This is a genomic window from Embleya sp. NPDC050154, from assembly GCF_044460165.1.
Classification (GTDB): Bacteria; Actinomycetota; Actinomycetes; order Streptomycetales; family Streptomycetaceae; genus Embleya.
The window spans coordinates 515,171-533,661 of the sequence record NZ_JBITJP010000005.1; the positions used below are offsets into that span (position 1 = coordinate 515,171).

Sequence of the window (18,491 nt, forward strand, 5' to 3'; positions counted from 1 at the left end):
AGCCGTGTCGGGCCCGGGACTCCCGGGAGTAAGCGGGCCCACGTCGGTGTTCCCGTACACGAAGTGCTGAGGTTGACTCAGGATTTCATTTCATCATTCGATATGTACGGGAGCGAGGCGTGATGAGTGGCGGCGGCCCGATGGGAATGAACCTGCGCTCCTACACCCGCGACGCGTCGGTGGTCGAGCGCAAGCTCGCGCCCGGCACGGTGCGGCGGGTGGGCGAGTTCGCGAGACCCTTCGCACGGCAGATCACCGTGTATCTGATCCTGGTCGTGATCGGCGCGGTGCTGACCGTCGTGCCGCCGCTGCTCGCGCAGCGGATCGTCGACGACGGGGTGCTCGAAGGCAACGGTCACCTGGTGACCGTGCTCGCGATGGTGGTGGCGGGCATCGCGCTGCTCGCCGCCGGGTTCGGCCTGGCCGAACGGTGGTACTCGGCGCGGATCGGCGAGGGCTCGATCTACGAACTGCGCAGCCAGGTGTTCGCGCACGTGCAGCGACAGCCGATCGCGTTCTTCACCCGGACCCAGACCGGCGCGCTGATCTCGCGCCTGAACAACGATGTGCTCTCCGCGCAGCGCGCGTTCACCTCGACCCTGGCCGGTGTGGTGTCCAACCTGGTCAGCCTGGTCCTGGTGGCCGGCACGATGTTCTACCTGGCCTGGCAGATCACCCTGATCTCGCTGGTCCTGCTGCCGCTGTTCCTGCTGCCGGCCAAATGGATCGGTCGTCGGTTGCAGGCCATGACGCGCGAGCAGATGCAGCTCGACGCGGAGATGTCGACCGTGATGACCGAGCGGTTCAACGTGTCCGGCGCGATGCTGGCCAAGATCTTCGGCCGGCCCGAGGAGGAGGACGCGCTGTTCTCCGGGCGGGCCGCCCGGGTGCGCGACATCGGCATCCGAATCGCCCTGGTGAACCGGGTGTTCGCCACCGCGCTGACCCTGGTCGCCTCGCTGGCGACCGCGCTGGTGTACCTGATCGGCGGGCACCTGGCGGTGGACGGGCAACTGACCGTGGGCACGCTGGTCGCGCTCACCGTGCTGCTCGGCCGGCTGTACGGGCCGCTGACCGCGCTGGCGAACGTGCGGGTGGACGTGATGACCGCGCTGGTCAGCTTCGAGCGGGTCTTCGAGGTGTTCGACCTGCCCGCGATGATCGCCGACAAGCCGGACGCCGAGCCGCTGCCGGCGGACGCGGCGACGGTCGAGTTCGACGCGGTCGGCTTCGCCTACCCCGGCGCGGACGAGGTCTCGCTGGCCTCGCTGGAGAGCGTCGCGGTGCTCGATCGGCGGCGCTCCGAGCCGGTGTTGCGCGACGTGTCGTTCCGGGCCGAGCCCGGTCAGGTGGTGGCCCTGGTGGGCCCCTCGGGCGCGGGCAAGACCACGATCACCTCCCTGGTCGGCCGGCTCTACGACGCCACCGAGGGCTCGGTGCGAATCGGCGGCCACGATGTGCGCGATGTCACGCTCGCGTCGTTGCGGGACACCGTCGGCGTGGTCACCCAGGACTCGCACATGTTCCACGACACGATCCGCGGCAACCTGCTCTACGCCAAGCCGGACGCGAGCGACGACGAGTTGTGGGCCGCGTTGCACGCGGCGAACATCGGCGAGCAGGTGGCCGAGCTGCCGGACCGACTGGACACGGTGGTCGGCGAGCGCGGACACCGGTTGTCCGGCGGCGAGAAGCAACGCCTCGCGATCGCCCGACTGTTGCTGAAGTCACCGCGTGTGGTGGTGCTCGACGAGGCGACCGCGCACCTGGACTCCGAGTCCGAGGCGGCCGTGCAGCACGCGCTGGCCTCGGCCCTGGAGGGTCGTACCGCGCTGGTGATCGCCCACCGGCTGTCCACCGTGCGCGACGCCGACCTGATCCTGGTGGTGGACGGCGGCGGCATCGTGGAGCGCGGCACACACGCCGAGTTGCTCGCCCGGGACGGACTGTACGCGGACCTGTACCACCGTCAGTTCCGGGACCAGGAACAAGATCGGGCCCTCGCGAGTTGACCGACCACAGCCCGGGGCGGCGGGTAGTGTGGTGATATTCCAAACGGTTGGCAAGAGGGGCTTCTACGTGCGTGTTCTCGTCGCCGGCGGCGGCATAGGTGGACTGGCTGTGGCACTGAGCCTGTACGACGCGGGCATCACCGAGGTGACGGTGGTCGACGCGGCACTGAGAATCCGGCCCCTCGGGCTCGGTATCAGCCTCCTGCCCCACGCGGTGCGCGAACTCGCCGAACTCGACCTCTACCATCCGATCGCCAACCTGGGCGTGCCGCTGTCCGGTGTGGCCTATCCCGACCGGGCGGCCAAGCGCGTGGTGCTCGAACCGCGCGGGCAGCGGGCCGGCTTCCTGTGGCCGCATCTGTCCGTGCATCGCGGCGAATTGCAGGTGGCCCTGCTGCGCGCGGTCTACCAGCGGCTCGGCCGCCCGGCGGTGCGCACCGGGTCCCGGCTGACCGGGTTCGACCAGGACGACGACGGGGTCACCGGCTACTTCGTCGACGGCGAAGGGCGGCCCTGGCGGGAGCGGGCCGACGTGCTGATCGGCGCGGACGGGATCAACTCGGCGACGCGCGCGACGCTGTTGCCGGACGAGGGCTCGCCGGTGGCCCAGCCGCGCATCCTGATGCGCGGCACCACCCGCTGCGCGCCGTTCGCCGACGGGCACACGATGATCATGACCGCGCACGGCGAGGCGCGCTTCATGGCGCACCCGATCAAGCCGATCGATCCGCGGGACGGGACCACGCTCACCAACTGGCTCGCCGAACTGCCCGATCGGCAGTCGGCCGGCGAACTCGGCGACACCGGGTGGAACGGACCCGCGGACCTGCGCCGGCTCACCCGGGTGTTCCGCGGCTGGAGCATCGCCGGCGCCGACGTCGGCGCGATGGTCAAGACGCCGACCGAGGCCTCCGGCTATCCGCTGGTGACCCGACCGCCGCTGGACCAGTGGTCGTTCGGCCGGGTCACGCTGCTCGGCGACGCGGCCCACCCGATGTACCCCTACGTGCTCGGCGGCGCGTCCGAGTCGATCGTCGACGCGCGCGTGCTGGCCCGCTCGCTGGCCTCGTACCAGGATCCGACCGAGGCCCTGGAGATGTACGAGCGGGCCCGGCTGCCGCTGAACAAGTGGCTGCAACTGATCGGCCACGGCCGGGTGCCGCGGGCCGCCGACGCGAGCGGGCCGCTGACCGCCACCGAGGAGATCGGCGGCATCATCGGCGCCTACGGCCACCTGCCCGGGCACGACGCGGCGGCCCTGAACGAGCGGCCCTCGTACAGCCTCGCGAGGGTCTGACCGCGCGTCGGACGCGCGTGGCGCGCACGGTGCTCGGGACGACGGCTCACGACGACGTGGCTCGGGACGTCCGGGCTCGGGGCCACCGTGCTCAGGGTCCCGCGTCGGTGACCAGGATGTGTACCACCACGTGCTTGTGTCCGGTCCGCTGCCGCACCGCTTCGGTGACCGCCGCGCGCACCTCGCGCGCCACGTCCAGTACCCGGCGGTCCGCCGCCGCGCGGAACTGCACGTCCACGTGCAGGACTCCGTCGAGCACGCGCGTGGTCACCCCCGGGACCCGGCCCGGGATCAGGCCGCCGGAGACCTGGGCGACCGCGTCGAGCAGTCCCGGTTGCAGGTCCACCACGCCCGGCACGGTCAGCGCCGCGCCGCCCGCGGTGGTCCGGGCCAGGACGGACATCTCGCGCGAGGTGCCCGTCGCGGGCTGCCTCATCGGCTCGCCTCCCGATTCCCGGCAGCCGGTTCCAGGCCGACCACGTCCACGTCCACCTTCGCCACTTCCAACCCCAGTCGTTCGCTCGCGGCCCGGCGCACCCGTTCGCGCAGTCGTTCGGCCAGCGCGTGGATCGGCTCGCCGTACGGCACGCCGACCGACAGCCGCACGGTGACCGGACCCGGCACCGCCGCGCCCGCCCGGTTCTCGTACGGCCGGATCCGGCAACTGCGGGCCTGTACGCCGGGCTCGGCGTCCACCGCCGCGCGCAGCGTACGCGCCGCGGCGGTCTCGGTGAGCGTCAACTGCTCGTCCGGCTCGCCCAGCGGCAGCAGCCGACCGGTGTGCAACTCGGCGCGGACCAGGCGCATCACCCGCGCGCCCAGGTCGTCCGGCACCGGGACCGGCAACTCGGCCCACTCGCGGGTGACCTGATCGAGCACCGAGTGGTCGCGCAGCACCGCCTGGCATTCCGGACACGAGCGCTCGTGCTCGTCCAGCCCGCCCTCGGCGGCGTGTTCGAGCACCCCTTCGGGCTCGCGCCCGCACGGCAGCAGCTCCCGATCCGGGTCGGGGTCGGGGTCGGCCGAGGTGGTCGCCCCCACCGGGGCGTGCCGGGTCGTCGCGAGCAGTTCCGCCGCGGACGGCAGCCGCAGCGCGTCGGGCGCGTCGCCCGCCTCGTTCGTCACGTCCACGGCCGCATCGCCTCCGCCAGGGTCTGTCGTGCTCGGAAGATCCTGCCCCGGACCGCGTTCGCCCCGATCCCCACGGCCGCCGCGATCTCGTCGTAGCTCTGCCCGTGCAACTCGCGCAGAACCCAGCAGGCCCGCTGCTCCTCGGTGAGCGTGGTCATCGCCTCCTGAAGCGCCTTGAGCGCCGCCGACCCCTCCGCCCGCCGCTCCGGATTGTCCGCCATCTGCTCTATCGCCCGATCGGGTACCTGGTCCAGGCCGACGGTGGGCCGTCTGGTCCGGGCGATGTTCAACGCGCGGTTGGTGACGATGCGATACATCCAGGTCAGGAACGACGACTCGGCGCGGAACCCGGGCAGTCGGCGCCACGCGCTGATGAACGCCTCCTGAACCGCGTCCTCCGCGTCCGTGGGCCGTCCCAGGATGCGCAGCGCGAGCGTGTACAGGGATCGACCGTGCCGACGCATCAGTACCTCGAATGCCTCGGCGTCGCCCTCTTGAGCCCGCACCACCAGGGTGCCCTCGTCGAGCTCGGCCTCGTCGGCCATCGGCTTCCCTCCTCGTCCCAACCCGGCGACCGTACTGCGCCCGGGGTCGCAACACGAGAACCGCCACCCCCACGGCGAGGCGCGGGCGTGGGTCCACGCCGGGAACCGTCCGGCCCGATAACGTCGGATTCGGCGAAACATTCGCCGATCGACGCGTGACGTTCGCCCGGTGTGTGTGTCGTACAGGTGTGGTGGACCCGGCAAGGGGCACCGATGTCAGGCGGGACCGAGTGGGGTTCCGGTCGCATGGTTCGGGCAGTCGAGGAAGGAAGTGCGCCGATGGCGGACACAACGACCCAGGGCAAGACCGGCACGCAGGCGCTCGAGAAGGACGAGGAGCGCTCGCCGGCGGGCGGGGCTCGTTCGACCGAGGTCGTCAAGCTGGCCACGGACAAGGGCCGCACGTCCATCGCGGACGGTGTGGTCGCCAAGATCGCGGGCATCGCCGCCCGCGAGATCCCCGGCGTGTACGCGCTCGGTGGGGGCGCGGCCCGGGCGTTCGGCGCGGTGCGTCAGCGCATTCCGGGGGGCAAGCCCAACGTGGCGCAGGGTGTCAGCGTCGAGGTGGGCGAGCGGCAGTGTGCCGTGGATCTCAACATCGTGGTGGATTACGGCGTGCCCATCGCCGAATTGGCGCAGGCCGTCCGAGAGAATGTGATCGACTCCGTCGAGCGGATGACCGCGCTCGAGGTGGTCGAGGTCAACATCGCGGTGGACGACATCCACATCGAGTACGACGGAGACGACTCCAAGGAGCGCCAGCTTCAGTGACGGTCGGGCCCGGCGACGACGCGCGGCGACGACTGCTGCGCGAATACCGGGAATTCATCCGTGCGAGTCATCCCGATCGTGGGGGTGACCCGGAGGAATTCGTCGCCGGGCTGGAGCGGTTCAGAGCGCTGATCGACGCGGCCGGGCCATCGGCGCCGGTTCGTTCGGGGGCCGCGGCGGAGACCACGGTCTACCGCCGCGGCCGACTGCCGGGTCGGCTCTGGCGCCAGTTGACGGAGCGGCATCGACGGCGCAACAACCCGCGCGTCGAGTAGCGGGCGGGGCGAGGACCGGTGGAATCCGCGAAGGATCCGCACGGTCTCTCGATACCCGACCCGACAGGGTCGACAACAACCGATGGTCGGTTCAGTGAGGAGTCGTTCGCCAATGACTACACCCATGGTCGGCCTGTTGGTCGGCATGGCCCTCGGCCTGGCCGCCGCGCTCGGCGGGTTCGGGGCCTTTCTCCTGGTCGCCGCGCTAGGGGTGGTCGGCTTCCTGGTCGGTCGTTTCCTGGACGGCGACCTGGACCTCGGCGAGCTGTTCAGCTCGCGCAACCGGCGGCGCTGATGCGCGCGGTACCGGCGGAGGGCCTGGCGCCGGCCGCGCACCGCGGAGTACTGCAGATCGGTGGGCGCGTGGTGGAGAAGATCGCCGCCCGCGCGGCACGCGAGGCCACCGTCGAGGCCGCGCCGGAGACCGTGCTGCGCGTGCCGCGCGCGGGCGCCACCATGCACCACGACCACGCGACGGTGACTCTCGACGTGGACGTGCCCTACCCCGGGCCCGTGGTCGAGATCGCCCGGACGATTCGCCGGCGGGTGCGCGCCGACGTGGAGTACCTGACCGGGATGCCGGTGGTGCGGGTGGACGTCACGGTCGGCCGGTTGACCCGTGGGGGGCACGGCAAGAGGAGAGTCGAGTGAGCCTGGAGGCTTCGCCAAAGGCGCCTTCCGGTGCCTCGCCGGCCGAGACGTCGGCGGGTGCGATCGACGACTGGGGCGACGGTGCGAAGGTGCGCCGGGCCTGGTCGACGCGCGGCTTCCCGGCCGGGCTGGTCGCGCTGCTCGTCGGCGGCGTCGCGGGCACCGCGCTGTACATCGGCGTCACGGCCCGGATCGACCGGGCCCCGCGCTGGTCGCGCGAACTCCTGGAGCGCGCCCAGACGCACGTGTGGCGCGACAACGCGACCATCGCCGCCGGGCTGATCGCCGCGGTGCTGGGCCTGTGGCTGATCGTGCTCGCGGTCACCCCCGGGCGACGCAGCCTGCTGCGACTGCGCTCGCCGGGCGACGCGATGACCGTGTACATGACCCGGCGCACCGCCGCCTCGTTCCTGCGGCACACCGCGCTGGCGTCCTCGGGCGTACTGGACGCGCGGGTGCGGATGGGCCGGCGCAAGGCAGTGCTGCGGGTGGACTACCACTTCCGCGACCCGGACGACCTGCACGACGAGTTGATGGAACGACTGGAGCAACGCGCGAACGCGCTCACGTTGGCCCGGGTGCCACGGGTGGATCTGCGCCTTCAGCCCGTGAGCGGGAGGTGAGGCGAGCATGCGTACGGTCTGCAACCGGATCCTGTTGTTCCTCGTCGGTCTGGGCCTGATCGGCGGCGGGCTCGCCGTCGCCGCCCGGGGGCGGGGTTGGTATCCCGACCTGCTGCACACCGCGGACAAGCCGTTCGTCACCACGAGTCAGGCCGAGCGGCTCACCGACCACGGCTGGTGGTGGTGGGTCGCCTTCGGTGCGCCGGGGCTGATCCTGGTGCTCGCGCTGTGGTGGCTGCTCGCGCAGTTCGGCCGGCGGGCGGTGCGTTCGCTGCGGGTGCAGGACACCACGGACGGGGCCGGCGACGGTCCGTCCGGTCTGGGCACCGGCTTCGGCATGGTCGGCGACGAGGCGGACACGCTGACGGTGACCGGTCACGCGCTCGCCGACGCGATCGAGGACGACCTGTCGTACGTGGACGGCGTCGAGCACGTCTCGGCGCATCTGATCCGCCGCCGGCACGGTCCGACGCTGCGGGTCATGGTCCGGGCCGAACCCGGCGCCGAGCCGCGCGCGTTGCTGAGCGCGGTGCGCGATCGGGTGTTGCCCAACGCGCGCGAGGCGGTGGGCCTGGACACGCTGCCCACGATGATGACCCTGCGGACCAGCCGGGGATTGCCCAAGCGACACCTGGACTGAGCGGCGCGGGATGGACGGCGGTGGGGCCCGGGACGTGTCCCGGGCCCCACCCGTGTCTCGGGCCCGGGTGATGTCCCGGACGCCACTCCTGTCGGGCCCCGGGTGTCACCGGGGTCGGGCTCCGGCTGCACTCGCGTCGGGGTTCGGGCCACATCGGTGTCGAGCCCCGAGCCGCACGGGTGTCACAACGAGCGGGCCAGGCCGCCGTCGACCGGGATCATCACGCCGCTCAGGTAGGACGCGGCCGGGGACAGTGTGAAGGCGGCCACCCGGCCGAACTCCTCCGGGGTGCCGTAGCGGGCCAGCGGGATGCTTCCGGTGTGCGCGGCCCTGGTCGCCTCCGCGTCGCCGCTGAGATCGTCCAGTTCGCGCACCCGGTCGGTGTCGATCCGGCCGGGGAGCAGTCCGAACACCCGGATGCCGCGCGGGCCCAGCTCGTCGGCCAGGGTCTTGGCCACCATCGCCAGGCCCGGCCGCAGACCGTTGGAGACGCCGAGGCCGGGGATCGGTTGACGCACCGACGAGGACAGCACGAAGCCGATCGATCCGCCGCCGGTGCCCAGCGCCGAGGCGGTCGCCCGGGCCAGCCGGACCGCGCCCAGGAACACCGACTCGAACGCGTCCCGCCACTGGTCGTCCTCGATCGCGGTGATCTCGCCCGGAGGTGGTCCGCCGACGCTCACCAACGCGCCGTCCAGCCGCTCGAAGCGGGCCAGCGCCGCCGCGACCAGCCGCTCGGCGGTGCCGCTGTCGCCGTTGTCGGCGGCGATCCCCAACGCCTGTTCGGGCCCGCCGAGCGCGGCGACGGCCTCCGTCGCGCGTTTTTCGTCCCGCCCGGTGACCACCACCCGGGCGCCGTCGTCCACCAGCGCGCGGGCGGTGGCGAAGCCGAGGCCGCGGGTGCCGCCGGTGACCAGATACACGCGATCGCGCAGTCCAAGATCCATGCCACCATCCTGCCTCGTGCCGGCCCCGACGCGCGGTAATTGACAGGTCGTCAGCTCGGCCGGTCGCTACCCTCGGTGGCATGACCGAGCAGATCGACGTGGTGCGGGAGTGGATCCGGGCGGCCGAGGACGGGGTCACCGTGCTCACCGGGGCAGGCATCTCCACCGACTCCGGGATCCCCGACTACCGGGGCCCGCAGGGCGTGTGGACCAAGGACCCGGACGCGGAGAAGCTGGTCACCTACGGCTACTACATGGGCGACGAGGACATCCGCCGCCGCTCGTGGTTGCTGCGCCGGGACAACCCCGCGCGGCTGGCCGGGCCGAACGCGGGACACGCCGCGCTGGTCGCGCTGGAGCGGGCCGGTCGGCTCAACGCGTTGATCACCCAGAACGTGGACGGGCTGCACCTGCGGGCGGGAACCGGCGCGGAGAAGATCATCGAGTTGCACGGCACGATGTTCTACGTGTTGTGCACCGACTGCGACGCGCGCACCACGCTCGACGCGGCGCTGGAGCGGGTGGCGATGGGTGAGGACGACCCGCGCTGCCTACGCTGCGGCGGGATCCAGAAGACCGCGACGATCATGTTCGGGCAGGGGCTCGACCACGGCGTGCTGGAGCGGGCCGCGATCGCCGCGCAGATCGGCGACGTGTTCCTGGCCATCGGCACCTCGCTCCAGGTCGAGCCCGCCGCGTCGTTGTGCCGGGTGGCGCAGGAGGCGGGGGCCAAGCTGGTGATCGTCAACGCCGGGGAGACGCCCTACGACCGGGTCGCCGACGCGGTGATCCGCGAGCCGATCGGCGAGGTGCTGCCGGAGTTGGTCGCGGGGTTGTGAGCGTTGTCCCGGCCGGGACACCTCAGACCTTGGCCGCTTCCTCGGGCGCGGGCGCCGAGTCGGCCTCGTCCAGCGCGGCCAACTCGGCCTCCAACTCCTTGGCCTCGCTGCGAACCAGCTTGACGAGCATCGCCAGCAGCGCGAACGCGAAGATCCACCACTGCACCGCGTAGGCCAGGTGCGGGCCCAGGTCCTCGTCGTCCGGCTCGGGGATCAGCGCCGGTGCCTTGGCGGGCATCGGGGTCTGTTCGGTGAGTTCGACATAGCCGCCGAGGATCGGATGCGGCAACTTCGCGGCCAGTTCGAACGAGGAGATCCGCATCACCTGGCCCTGGGGCACCTCGAGGTCGCGGATGCCGGAGTCCTTGCGGGTCTCGTCCGGGCGCAGCCGACCGGTCACCGTGACCTGCCCGGCCGGCGCCGGCGGCACCTCGGGGCGCTCGGCGGCGGTGGGCGGGTTCTTCACCCAGCCCCGGTCCACCAGCAGCGCGCGGCCGTCGGCGGTGATCAGCGGGGTGACCACGTAGAAGCCGGGCACGTTGTTCTGCGACCGGTTGCGCGCGAGCATCTCGTGCTCGGTGTCGTAGGTGCCGGTCACCGTGACCCGACGCCACTGGAGGTCGCCGGGCAGCTTCCGGCCCACCGCGAGGATCTCCTGCGCGGGCACCGGCTCGCGCTTGCTGTTGGCGCTGATCAGGTCGTTGTGCGCGACCTTGTTCTCGTGCCGGTGGAACTGCCAGAAACCGAGCTCGACCATGATCGGGACCAGCACGAGGACGAGCAGCGCCATCGCGATCCAGCGCGGGGTCAGCAGGAAGCGGTACACCCGAGCACGGTACCCCTCGCCGCGCCCGGTGTGTCCCGCCGGGTGCGCGGTGTCGGCGTTCGCGGTGCCCCGGCGCGCCCGCGCCCCGGACCCGAACCGGTGGGCGAACGGTCTGTGGGTGGGCGCTTGTCCAGGTCGGCAGCCGGCCGGCCGGTCCCGCCGATAGGCTTCCGGCACGCCGTCTCCCGGCCCATCGCCCGCGACTCCCGGCAGACCGGGTGCGGACGCGGCATCGGCTCGCCCCGCGGGGGAGTCGTCCGGCCTCGGGAGTCCCACAGCCTCGGGAGTCACACAGCATGCAAGGTCCGTCGCGCGATCCGGTGCCCGGTAGACGCGGTACCGCCGGTCACTGGTTCGGGCTTGTCGGCCTCGCCGCGGTCGCGTTCCTCTCGATCGGACTGCTGTCGTGGATTCCCCCGCTCGTGGCGGGAGTTCGCACCCGCAAGCACTGGGACTGGGTGGTCCTGGCGGTCACCTCGGTGAGCGTGGTCCTCGCCTTCGTGTTCCTGGTGATGGGCAGCGAGTCGAGCGACGAGCAGGCCGCGCGCGAGGCGCTGGGCGCGCCCGAACCCCAGACGATCCTGGACGACGTGGGCACCGTCATGCTGCTGGTGCTGATGGTCGCGGTGCCGGTCTGGTGGTGTGTCGGATCCGCCCGCTGGGCCCGGGCGATGCGCGCGTACGGGCCGGCCGGGTACACGCCGTGGCCGCAGGCGCCCGTCGGACCGCATCCCATGGCCTACCCCCCGGCCCCGCCGCAGGCCCCGCCGGGCTACCTGGTGCCCGGCCCGCCGGTCGGGCCCGGGACCCCGCGCGGACCGGTCGCCCCGCCGCCCGTCGCCGGGCCGGTACCGGTCGACGATCCCGCCGCGCGTGCCCGGGCCCGACTGCAAGGGCTCAGCGAGCGGCTGCGCGAGCAGGACGGCGGCAACCCCGGAGGGCCCCGATGAGCGCTCCCGGACGGGTGATCGCGGGCCGCTACGAACTGTCCGCGGCGATCGGCCGCGGCGGCATGGGCCAGGTCTGGAAGGCGTACGACCAGACCCTCCAACGCCGGGTCGCGGTCAAGTTGCTGCGCACCGACCTGGTCGAGGGGGGCGGCGGCCGCGGCGCGATGGAACGGCGCTTCCTGCGCGAGTGCCGGGTCACCGCGGGCATCGATCACCCGGGCCTGGTCACCGTGTTCGACGGTGGCACCGACGAGGGCGACCTGTATCTGGTGATGCAACTCCTGGACGGTTGCGACCTGGCCGACCTGATCGCGGAGAACCGGCCGGTGCCGTGGGAGTGGGCGGTCGCGGTGGCCGCGCAGATCTGCTCGGTGCTGGCCGCCGTGCACGCGGTGCCGGTGGTGCACCGCGACCTCAAGCCGCGCAATGTGATGGTCCGGCGCGACGGCACGGTCAAGGTGCTCGACCTGGGCGTGGCCGCGGTGCTCGACCCGGAGTCGACCAAGCTCACCACGACCGGCGCGATGCCCGGCTCGCCCGCGTACATGGCGCCCGAGCAGATGAACGGCATCGTCGAGCCGCGCACCGACCTGTACGCGCTCGGTTGCCTGCTGTACGAGATGCTGGCCGGGCGGGCGCCGTTCGCCGGGCCGACGATGGCCTCGGTGATGCTCGGGCACCTCAGCGCGACGCCCGAGCCGTTGGGCGCGCACCGCCCGGACATCCCCGCCGGGCTGGAACGGCTCGTGCTGGACCTGCTGGGCAAGCAGCCCGACCAGCGGCCCGCGAACGCGCAGGAGGTCTACCGGCGGCTCGTTCCGCTGCTGCCCGCGAGTCGCGGCGACGCGCTCGCGCCGACCGCGCCGATGGACCCGACCCGCCCGCTGCGTTTCCCGGCCGCGCCGCAGCCGTTGCCGGGGGTGCCCGGCCCGGTGCGGGCGTCGGTGCCGGCCCCGCCCACGCCGCCGTGGGCGATGAGCGCGGGCCCCTCGGCACACGTGCCGCGCGCCGATCCGGACTGGGCGGCGGTGCCCTCCGCCGCGCCGCCCACGTTGGACGTGCGCAGTGCGCTCGACGAGGCCAACCGGCTGCTCGGCGAGGGTGCGCTGACCCAGGCCGTGGACGTGCTCGGTGCCGCCCTGCCGGTGGCCATCGCCCGGCACGGCGAACGCGACCCGCTCGTCCTGGGGTTGCGACAGGCGCTCGCCGACACATTGCTGGCGGACCGTCAGTTCCGGCGCGCGCTCCCCGAGTTGCAATACATCGCGGGCGTGTTCGCGGCGTCCGGCGGGCCGACCGACGCGGAGGCGATGGAATACGGCCGGCAGGTCGCCGCGTGCCTGGAGGAACTGGGCGAACTGCCCGCCGCGCTCGGCGAGTACCGGCGATTGCTCGACCTGCACCGGCGGATCCCGGAGGCCGACGTCTACCAGGGTTTCGACCTGCGCGAGCGGATCGGGCTGCTGCTCGCCGCGCTCGGCGACCCGTACCGGTCCGAGAGCGTGCTGGTGCCGCTGCTGGCCGAGCAGGAGCACCGGCTGGGCCCGCAACATCCCCGGGTGTCCACGCTGCGCCAACACCTGGGCCGCATCCACGGCGCGACCGGCTACCGGCGTCGGTGACGCGGGGGTGTAACGCGCTTGGCGGGTCGCGGCGTTATTCGCACGACACCGAGGCGCGGAGGCACCATGAGCGGGAACGGGGGCGCGAGCTTCGACGAGTTCGCGCGGGCCCGCAGCGGCCAACTGCTGCGCACGGCCTGTCTGCTCACCGGCGACTGGCACACGGCGGAGGATCTGGTCCAGGAGACGCTGGGCAAGCTGTACCGGCGTTGGCGGCGGATCCGCGAGATGGAGTCGCCGATCGCGTACGCGCACACCACCCTGGTGCGCACCTTCTTGTCCGTGCGTCGGCTCAGGCGTTCCTCGGAACGCCCCAGCGACGCGCTGCCGGAGCCGCCGCCGGCCCCCGGTGAGGACATCGAGCTGCGCCTGACCCTGCTTCAGGGCCTGGCCCGACTCTCGCCCGCCGATCGCGCGGTGCTGGTGCTGCGCTACTGGGAGGACCGGTCGGTCGAGGAGACCGCGGACGTCCTGCGGATCAAGCCCGGGGCGGTCCGGGTGCGGTCCAAGCGGGCGTTGGATCGGCTGCGCGCGATGCTCGGCGCGGAACTGGTCGACCTGGGCATGGCATGTTGACCGGCGATCGGGGCCGGTCGCCGCGATCGCCCGGGGGCCGGGCGGCGCCGTTGCCCGGATCGCCTCGCATCGACGGAAGGGAGCTGATCAGCGTGGACGCCGACGACAGGTTCGAGCGGGATCTGCCGGGCGCGATGCGTTCGGCCGTCGCCGAGTTCCGCGGACCCAGCCCCGATCTGATCGAGCGCGGTATCCGGCTCGGCAGGCGGCAGCGCCGGGCGCGGCTGGCGGTGGGCGCGGCGGTGGCCGCCGTACTGGTGCTGGGCGGAAGCGGCGGGCTGGGCTTGCCCGACGGGGTGCTCGCCGGGTCGAGCGCCGATTCGGGCCCTGCCGCGAGGCGGCTCGAAGCGATGGCGAGACTTCCCGTCGGCAGGGAGTTGGTCCCGTACGTGCGCGCGGCGCTGCCGGACGGTGGTCGTACCGACCGCTTCGAGCCGAGCCGCGAGGGCCCGGTGCCGGGCCAAACCCGGATCGCCGGCACCTACACCGGACACAACGGCTCCACGGGGCTCGAGGTGGAACTCTCCCGTCCGCTGTTCGGTTCGGTCGAGGATCTGTGGCGTGGCCCGCATTGCCCGTCATCGGATGGCGGTTCGCGACTCCGGTGTGTCCGCACGGTGGAGCCGGACGGGGGCGTGCTCATGGTTTCCGGGTTTTGGCCGCCGGGGGCCGAACGGCAGTCCTACGCCGTCGTGTACACGCGGCCGGACGGCGTCCAGGTCCGGGCCGGCGAGCTCGTGGACACGCCGAGGGGAACGCGCCAGGTCCTGGGGCCCGAGGAGTTGACCGCCATCGCGCACAGCCAGGCGTGGACCGTGGTGGGGGTCGACCCGTCCGACGTGCCCCCCGCGGCGTTCGAGCCGGTGTCGGCCGTGCTGCCCAAGGGGATCCGGGTACGGAGCGCGGTGAAGACGACCGTGGGCAACTTCGTCCTCGGCGGCCTCCATGAGGCGATGTCGGACCTGACCGTGCGGCTGCGCTCGACCCGGGACCCGGCTGTGACGCCTTGCCCGGTCGGTACGAAGGAGGACTTCTGTGTGAACGTGACGCTGGCGGACGGAACGCCCGGAGTGACCCATCAGGTGGTCGCGAACGACGGCCGGGTCCAGTCGCGTTCGCTCCTGGTCATCCGCCCGGGCGGCCTGGCGGTCTCCCTGGAGGTGCGCGACGGCCGGAGCGCCGAGTCGGCCCCACTGCCCGAACCGCTGCTCTCCATCGAGCAGTTGAAGACGATGGCGGCGTCCCCGCGCTGGACCGGATGATCCGGATGATCCGGGTGTGACGACCGCGGCGGGTGCCGAGGTGGGCGAAGGCGCACATTTTCTGCCACTTGTGGCGGCTGTGCTCTTCCGCCGGAGGCCGCCATAGGCGACCGTGGAGACATCGACGCGCTAAGGGGTGACGTGGCGATGGAACTGCCCGAGGTGTCCCTGCCCTGGTTTGTGTTGGGTGTCGCAGGCGCGGTGTTGTCCCTGACCCTGCCGTGGTTCCAGACCCGGACGTATCGCCGGGCGCGCGCGCTCGACTTCGACGAGTCGCGCTACGCCACCGCGCCCGACACCGTCTTCCGGGTGCCGATCACACCGCTGAAGGTGTACGCGGAGCCGGTCGCGGCGCGCGCGGTCGGCCTGCCGCTGGGCGCCGCGGGTGCGGTGTTGTTCCTGGTGTTCGGGTTGTGGCCGTCGATGGTGACCTGGTCGGTGTGCGGCGGGGTGACCATCGTGCTCACTCCGGTGCGGCGTGCGCTGGGCCTGCGGGTGACCCACCGGATCGCGCGCGACGTGGCGTTTCGCAACGGGCCGCTGCGCGATCGGGACGGCACGGTGATCGCCGAGCAGTCCTGGTCGCAGGTGGTGCGCACCTGGTACCGGCACGAGTACCGGGACCGGCCGCCCGGTGAGGACGACCTCTCGGTCGCGGTGCTGGGCAAGTTCTGGTGGTTGGCGGGTCATCTGCTGTGCTGGCCGGTGACGTTGCCGGGGACCCAGATCGTGCAGACCGCGATGTGCCGGAACCCGGCCTGGGCGCTGGGTCATGTGGGCGACGACGCGGGTGCGCCGTGGCTGGCCGATCTGGGTGAGGCGCGTACTCCCGGCCGACCCGAGACGCACGGGAAGGCGCGACAGACCGCCCCGGACGGGTGACGCCCGCACGGGTGACCACACCTCGACCCGATCGTTGGGCCGGGTGTGACGCGAAATGTCTCCATGGTCCGGATCGCGGCGGCGTCCTTCGCCGGCACGTCGATCGAGTTCTACGATTTCTTCGTCTACGGCACGGCCGCGGCCCTGGTGCTGGGCCCGCTGTTCTTTCCCGGGTTCTCGCCGATCGCGGGCACTCTCGCGGCGTTCGCCACCTACGCGGTCGGTTTCGTCTCGCGGCCGCTGGGCTCGGTGCTCTTCGGCCGGTTGGGCGACCGGCGCGGGCGTCGGCCGGTCCTGGTCGTCTCGCTGCTGCTGACCGGCGTCGCCACCGTGTTGGTGGGACTGTTACCCACCTACGACCGGATCGGCCTGGCCGCGCCGATCCTGCTGGTGCTGCTGCGTTTTTGTCAGGGGCTCGGGGTCGGCGGCGAATGGGGCGGCGCGGTGCTGCTGGCGGCCGAACACGCGCCGCCGGGCCGTCGCGCGTTGTGGGGCAGCTTTCCGCAGGCCGGGCCGGCGATCGGGTTCCTGCTCGCCAACGGCATCATGCTGACCCTGTCCGGGGTGCTGACCGACGCCCAGTTCCACTCCTGGGGTTGGCGGGTGCCGTTCCTGTTCGCGGGCGTGCTCGCGGGCGTCGGACTGATGTTGCGCGCCTCGATCGAGGAGACCCCCGCGTTTCGCGAACTGGCCGTCGCGAACGAACTCTCGGCGAGCCCGTTCCGCGAGGTGGTGCGTGACCAGTGGCGGCTGATCCTGCTCATCGCCGGGGCGCTGACCTGCGGCTACGTGGGCTTCTACCTGACCACCACCTGGTCGCTGCACTACGCCACCAGCAGGCTGGGGGTCGGGCGCACCACGATGCTCGCGTGCATCATGATCGCGGTGGTCGGCAAGGCCGTGGCCACCCCGTTGTTCGCGCTGCTCGGCGACCGGTACGGGCGCAAGCCGCTGTGTGTGGCGGGCTGCGCGGCGATGGGCCTGTGGGCGTTCCCGATGCTGGGGCTGCTGGCCACCGGCGAGCCGGTGTGGATGACGCTCGCGTGCCTGGGCACCCTGGTCGCCTTCATCGCGATGTTCTCGGTGGTCGGGGCCTATCTGTCCGAGTTGTTCGAGCCGCGCGTGCGGTGCACCGGTGCGTCCACCGCGTACAACCTGGGCGGCGTGCTCGGCGGTGCGCTGACCCCGATCGTGGCCACCGAACTGGCCCGAGGCGACGGCACCCCGTGGAGCGTCGCGGCCTATCTCGCGGCCGCCGCGGCGCTGAGCGTGGCGTGCTTCTCCGCGCTGCCGGAGACCCGCGCGGTGCGGGCGTGGGAGGGACAACCGGCCACCGCGTGATCTTCCCTCGACAACCGTTCTGGGCCAGGCTGCGGCCATGGACTCAGGTGTTCCCGAACAGGCCCGGGCGCGGCGCGCGCACAACGTCCGGATCGCCGAGCGGCTGTTGGCGGCGGTGGGCGCGGGCGACCGCGGCGCGCAGGTGGCCTGCTACCACCCCGACGTCGTCCTGGAGTTCCCGTACGCCGCGCCGCCGGTGCGGATCGAGGGCAAGGACGCGGTGGACGCCTATCTGGCGATCGCGCTCGGCGTCTTCGAGCTGCGGCTGACGGTGACCCGGGTCCACGACTGCGTGGACCCGGACACCGTGATCGTCGAGTTCATCGGCGAGGGGCGGGCCAGGCCCACCGACCGCGCCTACGCCAACACCTACATCGCGGTGCTGGCCTTCCGGGACGGTCTGGTGGTCGGCCAGCGCGAGTTCTACAACCCGGTGCCGGCCGCTCAGGCCTTGACCGCGACGCCCGCCAACTGAGGCAGCTTCACGGCGGGCTCGCCGAGCGCGCCGCCCGGGCCCCACACGTCCACCGGGACCAGCCGCGCGGGCAGCAGCTCCAGGCCGCCGAAGACGGCCAGGATCTCGTCGTGCGAACGGGCGTGCATCTTTTGCACGTTGGAGGAGTACTCGCTGAGTGCGCGGTCCATCCCGGCGGGGCGCTCCTCGCTGCGGTGCGCGTGCGAGAGCGCGAGGTGGCTGCCGGGCACGGTCGCGTCCATGTACTGGCGCACCACGCCGATGGGGTCCGCCTCGTCCGGGAGGAAGTGCAGCACCGACACGATCAGTACGCCGACCGGCTGGGAGAAGTCGATCAGCTTGCGCACCTCGGGGGAGTCGATCACCTTGGACGGATCGGTCAGGTCGGCGCCCACCACGGTCGCGTTCGGGTTGTCGGCGAGCAGGGCCTGGCTGTGCGCGACCGCGACCGGATCGTTGTCCACGTACACCACGCGCGCGTCCGGGTCGGCCTTGTGCGCGATCTCGTGCACGTTGCCCACCGTCGGGATGCCCGAGCCCAGGTCCAGGAACTGCCGGATGCCCAGGTCCAGCAGGTGGTGTACGGCGCGGGTGAGGAACACCCGGTTCCCGCGCAGCACGTCGCGCAGCTCGGGCATCGCCTGGGTGACCAGTTCGGCCGCCTCGCGGTCGACCGCGAAGTTGTGCGCGCCGCCGAGCGCGTAGTCGTAGACGCGGGCCACGCTGGCGCGGGTGATGTCGATGTGCTCTGGAGCCCAGTCCGGTCGAGTCATGGATCGGACTCTAAAGCGTGTCGCCACGATTCACCGGAGAAATCGCCGGCCCG

22 protein-coding genes are annotated in these 18,491 nt (G+C 72.3%); 16 read left to right on the forward strand and 6 right to left on the reverse strand.

What is annotated here, in order from left to right:
• Positions 1-122 precede the first annotated feature (122 nt).
• Positions 123-2,012 carry an ABC transporter ATP-binding protein gene (locus tag ACIBSV_RS14280; RefSeq protein WP_395862640.1) on the forward strand — a complete coding sequence of 630 codons (1,890 nt, stop codon included), beginning with the start codon at positions 123-125 and terminating at the stop codon, positions 2,010-2,012.
• A gap of 67 nt (positions 2,013-2,079) precedes the next feature.
• On the forward strand, positions 2,080-3,309 hold the full coding sequence (locus tag ACIBSV_RS14285; protein WP_395862642.1) for an FAD-dependent monooxygenase: 1,230 nt from the start codon (positions 2,080-2,082) through the stop codon (positions 3,307-3,309).
• A gap of 91 nt (positions 3,310-3,400) precedes the next feature.
• Here ACIBSV_RS14285 and ACIBSV_RS14290 read toward each other — a convergent pair whose 3' ends face one another.
• From ACIBSV_RS14290 to ACIBSV_RS14300, 3 genes are read right to left on the reverse strand one after another with little or no spacing between them, the layout of a single operon-like run.
• A complete protein-coding gene (locus tag ACIBSV_RS14290) occupies positions 3,401-3,745 on the reverse strand; it encodes an Asp23/Gls24 family envelope stress response protein (RefSeq protein ID WP_395862643.1) in 345 nt (114 codons plus the stop codon).
• The gene (locus tag ACIBSV_RS14295; protein WP_395862645.1) at positions 3,742-4,440 is read right to left on the reverse strand and encodes an Asp23/Gls24 family envelope stress response protein; all 699 of its coding nucleotides are present in this window, start codon (positions 4,438-4,440) and stop codon (positions 3,742-3,744) included. Before ACIBSV_RS14295 ends, ACIBSV_RS14290 begins: the two co-directional genes overlap by 4 nt.
• The gene (locus ACIBSV_RS14300; protein WP_360305297.1) at positions 4,431-4,985 is read right to left on the reverse strand and encodes a sigma-70 family RNA polymerase sigma factor; all 555 of its coding nucleotides are present in this window, start codon (positions 4,983-4,985) and stop codon (positions 4,431-4,433) included. The genes ACIBSV_RS14295 and ACIBSV_RS14300 overlap by 10 nt, the downstream gene beginning before the upstream one ends.
• Positions 4,986-5,264: 279 nt before the next feature.
• Here ACIBSV_RS14300 and ACIBSV_RS14305 point away from each other — a divergent pair, with 279 nt between their 5' ends.
• The 6 genes from ACIBSV_RS14305 to ACIBSV_RS14330 all read left to right on the forward strand — a co-directional run bounded on the left by ACIBSV_RS14305 (position 5,265) and on the right by ACIBSV_RS14330 (position 7,945).
• On the forward strand, positions 5,265-5,756 hold the full coding sequence (locus ACIBSV_RS14305) for an Asp23/Gls24 family envelope stress response protein (protein WP_395862647.1): 492 nt from the start codon (positions 5,265-5,267) through the stop codon (positions 5,754-5,756).
• Entirely contained in the window at positions 5,753-6,031 is a 279-nt protein-coding gene (locus ACIBSV_RS14310; protein ID WP_395862649.1) for a hypothetical protein, read from the forward strand. The genes ACIBSV_RS14305 and ACIBSV_RS14310 overlap by 4 nt, the downstream gene beginning before the upstream one ends.
• Before the next feature lie 112 nt (positions 6,032-6,143).
• The gene (locus tag ACIBSV_RS14315) at positions 6,144-6,326 is read left to right on the forward strand and encodes a hypothetical protein (protein WP_078977717.1); all 183 of its coding nucleotides are present in this window, start codon (positions 6,144-6,146) and stop codon (positions 6,324-6,326) included.
• Positions 6,326-6,682, forward strand: coding sequence for an Asp23/Gls24 family envelope stress response protein (locus tag ACIBSV_RS14320; RefSeq protein WP_395862651.1), 357 nt, complete (start codon positions 6,326-6,328; stop codon positions 6,680-6,682). Before ACIBSV_RS14315 ends, ACIBSV_RS14320 begins: the two co-directional genes overlap by 1 nt.
• Positions 6,679-7,305, forward strand: coding sequence for a DUF6286 domain-containing protein (locus tag ACIBSV_RS14325; RefSeq protein WP_395862653.1), 627 nt, complete (start codon positions 6,679-6,681; stop codon positions 7,303-7,305). The genes ACIBSV_RS14320 and ACIBSV_RS14325 overlap by 4 nt, the downstream gene beginning before the upstream one ends.
• A 7-nt stretch (positions 7,306-7,312) precedes the next feature.
• On the forward strand, positions 7,313-7,945 hold the full coding sequence (locus ACIBSV_RS14330) for a hypothetical protein (RefSeq protein WP_395862655.1): 633 nt from the start codon (positions 7,313-7,315) through the stop codon (positions 7,943-7,945).
• A 182-nt stretch (positions 7,946-8,127) separates the two neighbouring features.
• On the opposite strand, the gene ACIBSV_RS14335 is transcribed toward ACIBSV_RS14330, so the two are convergent.
• A complete protein-coding gene (locus tag ACIBSV_RS14335) occupies positions 8,128-8,892 on the reverse strand; it encodes an SDR family oxidoreductase (protein ID WP_395862657.1) in 765 nt (254 codons plus the stop codon).
• Between the two features lie 80 nt (positions 8,893-8,972).
• Between ACIBSV_RS14335 and ACIBSV_RS14340 the strand changes: the two genes are divergently transcribed.
• The gene (locus ACIBSV_RS14340; protein WP_395862659.1) at positions 8,973-9,731 is read left to right on the forward strand and encodes an SIR2 family NAD-dependent protein deacylase; all 759 of its coding nucleotides are present in this window, start codon (positions 8,973-8,975) and stop codon (positions 9,729-9,731) included.
• Positions 9,732-9,753: 22 nt separating this feature from the next.
• On the opposite strand, the gene ACIBSV_RS14345 is transcribed toward ACIBSV_RS14340, so the two are convergent.
• A complete protein-coding gene (locus tag ACIBSV_RS14345; RefSeq protein ID WP_395862660.1) occupies positions 9,754-10,557 on the reverse strand; it encodes an SURF1 family protein in 804 nt (267 codons plus the stop codon).
• A 296-nt stretch (positions 10,558-10,853) separates the two neighbouring features.
• Here ACIBSV_RS14345 and ACIBSV_RS14350 point away from each other — a divergent pair, with 296 nt between their 5' ends.
• From ACIBSV_RS14350 to ACIBSV_RS14380, 7 genes are all read left to right on the forward strand, one after another.
• Positions 10,854-11,507, forward strand: coding sequence for a hypothetical protein (locus ACIBSV_RS14350; RefSeq protein WP_395862662.1), 654 nt, complete (start codon positions 10,854-10,856; stop codon positions 11,505-11,507).
• Positions 11,504-13,129: a protein kinase gene (locus ACIBSV_RS14355; protein WP_395862664.1), complete on the forward strand. Its 1,626-nt coding sequence runs from the start codon at positions 11,504-11,506 to the stop codon at positions 13,127-13,129. Before ACIBSV_RS14350 ends, ACIBSV_RS14355 begins: the two co-directional genes overlap by 4 nt.
• A gap of 66 nt (positions 13,130-13,195) precedes the next feature.
• Positions 13,196-13,705 carry a SigE family RNA polymerase sigma factor gene (locus ACIBSV_RS14360; protein ID WP_395862666.1) on the forward strand — a complete coding sequence of 170 codons (510 nt, stop codon included), beginning with the start codon at positions 13,196-13,198 and terminating at the stop codon, positions 13,703-13,705.
• 92 nt (positions 13,706-13,797) lie between these two features.
• The gene (locus ACIBSV_RS14365; protein WP_395862668.1) at positions 13,798-14,967 is read left to right on the forward strand and encodes a hypothetical protein; all 1,170 of its coding nucleotides are present in this window, start codon (positions 13,798-13,800) and stop codon (positions 14,965-14,967) included.
• A 147-nt stretch (positions 14,968-15,114) separates the two neighbouring features.
• Positions 15,115-15,849: a hypothetical protein gene (locus tag ACIBSV_RS14370; protein WP_395862671.1), complete on the forward strand. Its 735-nt coding sequence runs from the start codon at positions 15,115-15,117 to the stop codon at positions 15,847-15,849.
• A 63-nt stretch (positions 15,850-15,912) separates the two neighbouring features.
• Entirely contained in the window at positions 15,913-17,190 is a 1,278-nt protein-coding gene (locus tag ACIBSV_RS14375) for an MFS transporter (protein WP_395862673.1), read from the forward strand.
• Between the two features lie 37 nt (positions 17,191-17,227).
• Positions 17,228-17,665 (forward strand): nuclear transport factor 2 family protein, encoded by a 438-nt coding sequence (locus tag ACIBSV_RS14380; protein ID WP_395862675.1) that lies wholly within the window; start codon positions 17,228-17,230, stop codon positions 17,663-17,665.
• Here the strand turns inward: ACIBSV_RS14380 and ACIBSV_RS14385 are convergent.
• A complete protein-coding gene (locus tag ACIBSV_RS14385; protein ID WP_395862677.1) occupies positions 17,635-18,438 on the reverse strand; it encodes an SAM-dependent methyltransferase in 804 nt (267 codons plus the stop codon). The genes ACIBSV_RS14380 and ACIBSV_RS14385 overlap by 31 nt on opposite strands.
• Positions 18,439-18,491: the final 53 nt, after the last annotated feature.

Excerpts from the sequence above, each read along its gene's own strand:
- ACIBSV_RS14280 (WP_395862640.1), top strand. The coding sequence starts at position 123 with ATGAGTGGCGGCGGCCCGATGGGAATGAACCTGCGCTCCTACACCCGC.
- ACIBSV_RS14290 (WP_395862643.1), bottom strand. The coding sequence starts at position 3,745 with ATGAGGCAGCCCGCGACGGGCACCTCGCGCGAGATGTCCGTCCTGGCC.
- ACIBSV_RS14300 (WP_360305297.1), bottom strand. The coding sequence starts at position 4,985 with ATGGCCGACGAGGCCGAGCTCGACGAGGGCACCCTGGTGGTGCGGGCT.
- ACIBSV_RS14305 (WP_395862647.1), top strand. The coding sequence starts at position 5,265 with ATGGCGGACACAACGACCCAGGGCAAGACCGGCACGCAGGCGCTCGAG.
- ACIBSV_RS14315 (WP_078977717.1), top strand. The coding sequence starts at position 6,144 with ATGACTACACCCATGGTCGGCCTGTTGGTCGGCATGGCCCTCGGCCTG.
- ACIBSV_RS14320 (WP_395862651.1), top strand. The coding sequence starts at position 6,326 with ATGCGCGCGGTACCGGCGGAGGGCCTGGCGCCGGCCGCGCACCGCGGA.
- ACIBSV_RS14330 (WP_395862655.1), top strand. The coding sequence starts at position 7,313 with ATGCGTACGGTCTGCAACCGGATCCTGTTGTTCCTCGTCGGTCTGGGC.
- ACIBSV_RS14335 (WP_395862657.1), bottom strand. The coding sequence starts at position 8,892 with ATGGATCTTGGACTGCGCGATCGCGTGTATCTGGTCACCGGCGGCACC.
- ACIBSV_RS14340 (WP_395862659.1), top strand. The coding sequence starts at position 8,973 with ATGACCGAGCAGATCGACGTGGTGCGGGAGTGGATCCGGGCGGCCGAG.
- ACIBSV_RS14350 (WP_395862662.1), top strand. The coding sequence starts at position 10,854 with ATGCAAGGTCCGTCGCGCGATCCGGTGCCCGGTAGACGCGGTACCGCC.
- ACIBSV_RS14355 (WP_395862664.1), top strand. The coding sequence starts at position 11,504 with ATGAGCGCTCCCGGACGGGTGATCGCGGGCCGCTACGAACTGTCCGCG.
- ACIBSV_RS14360 (WP_395862666.1), top strand. The coding sequence starts at position 13,196 with ATGAGCGGGAACGGGGGCGCGAGCTTCGACGAGTTCGCGCGGGCCCGC.
- ACIBSV_RS14370 (WP_395862671.1), top strand. The coding sequence starts at position 15,115 with ATGGAACTGCCCGAGGTGTCCCTGCCCTGGTTTGTGTTGGGTGTCGCA.
- ACIBSV_RS14375 (WP_395862673.1), top strand. The coding sequence starts at position 15,913 with ATGGTCCGGATCGCGGCGGCGTCCTTCGCCGGCACGTCGATCGAGTTC.
- ACIBSV_RS14380 (WP_395862675.1), top strand. The coding sequence starts at position 17,228 with ATGGACTCAGGTGTTCCCGAACAGGCCCGGGCGCGGCGCGCGCACAAC.
- ACIBSV_RS14385 (WP_395862677.1), bottom strand. The coding sequence starts at position 18,438 with ATGACTCGACCGGACTGGGCTCCAGAGCACATCGACATCACCCGCGCC.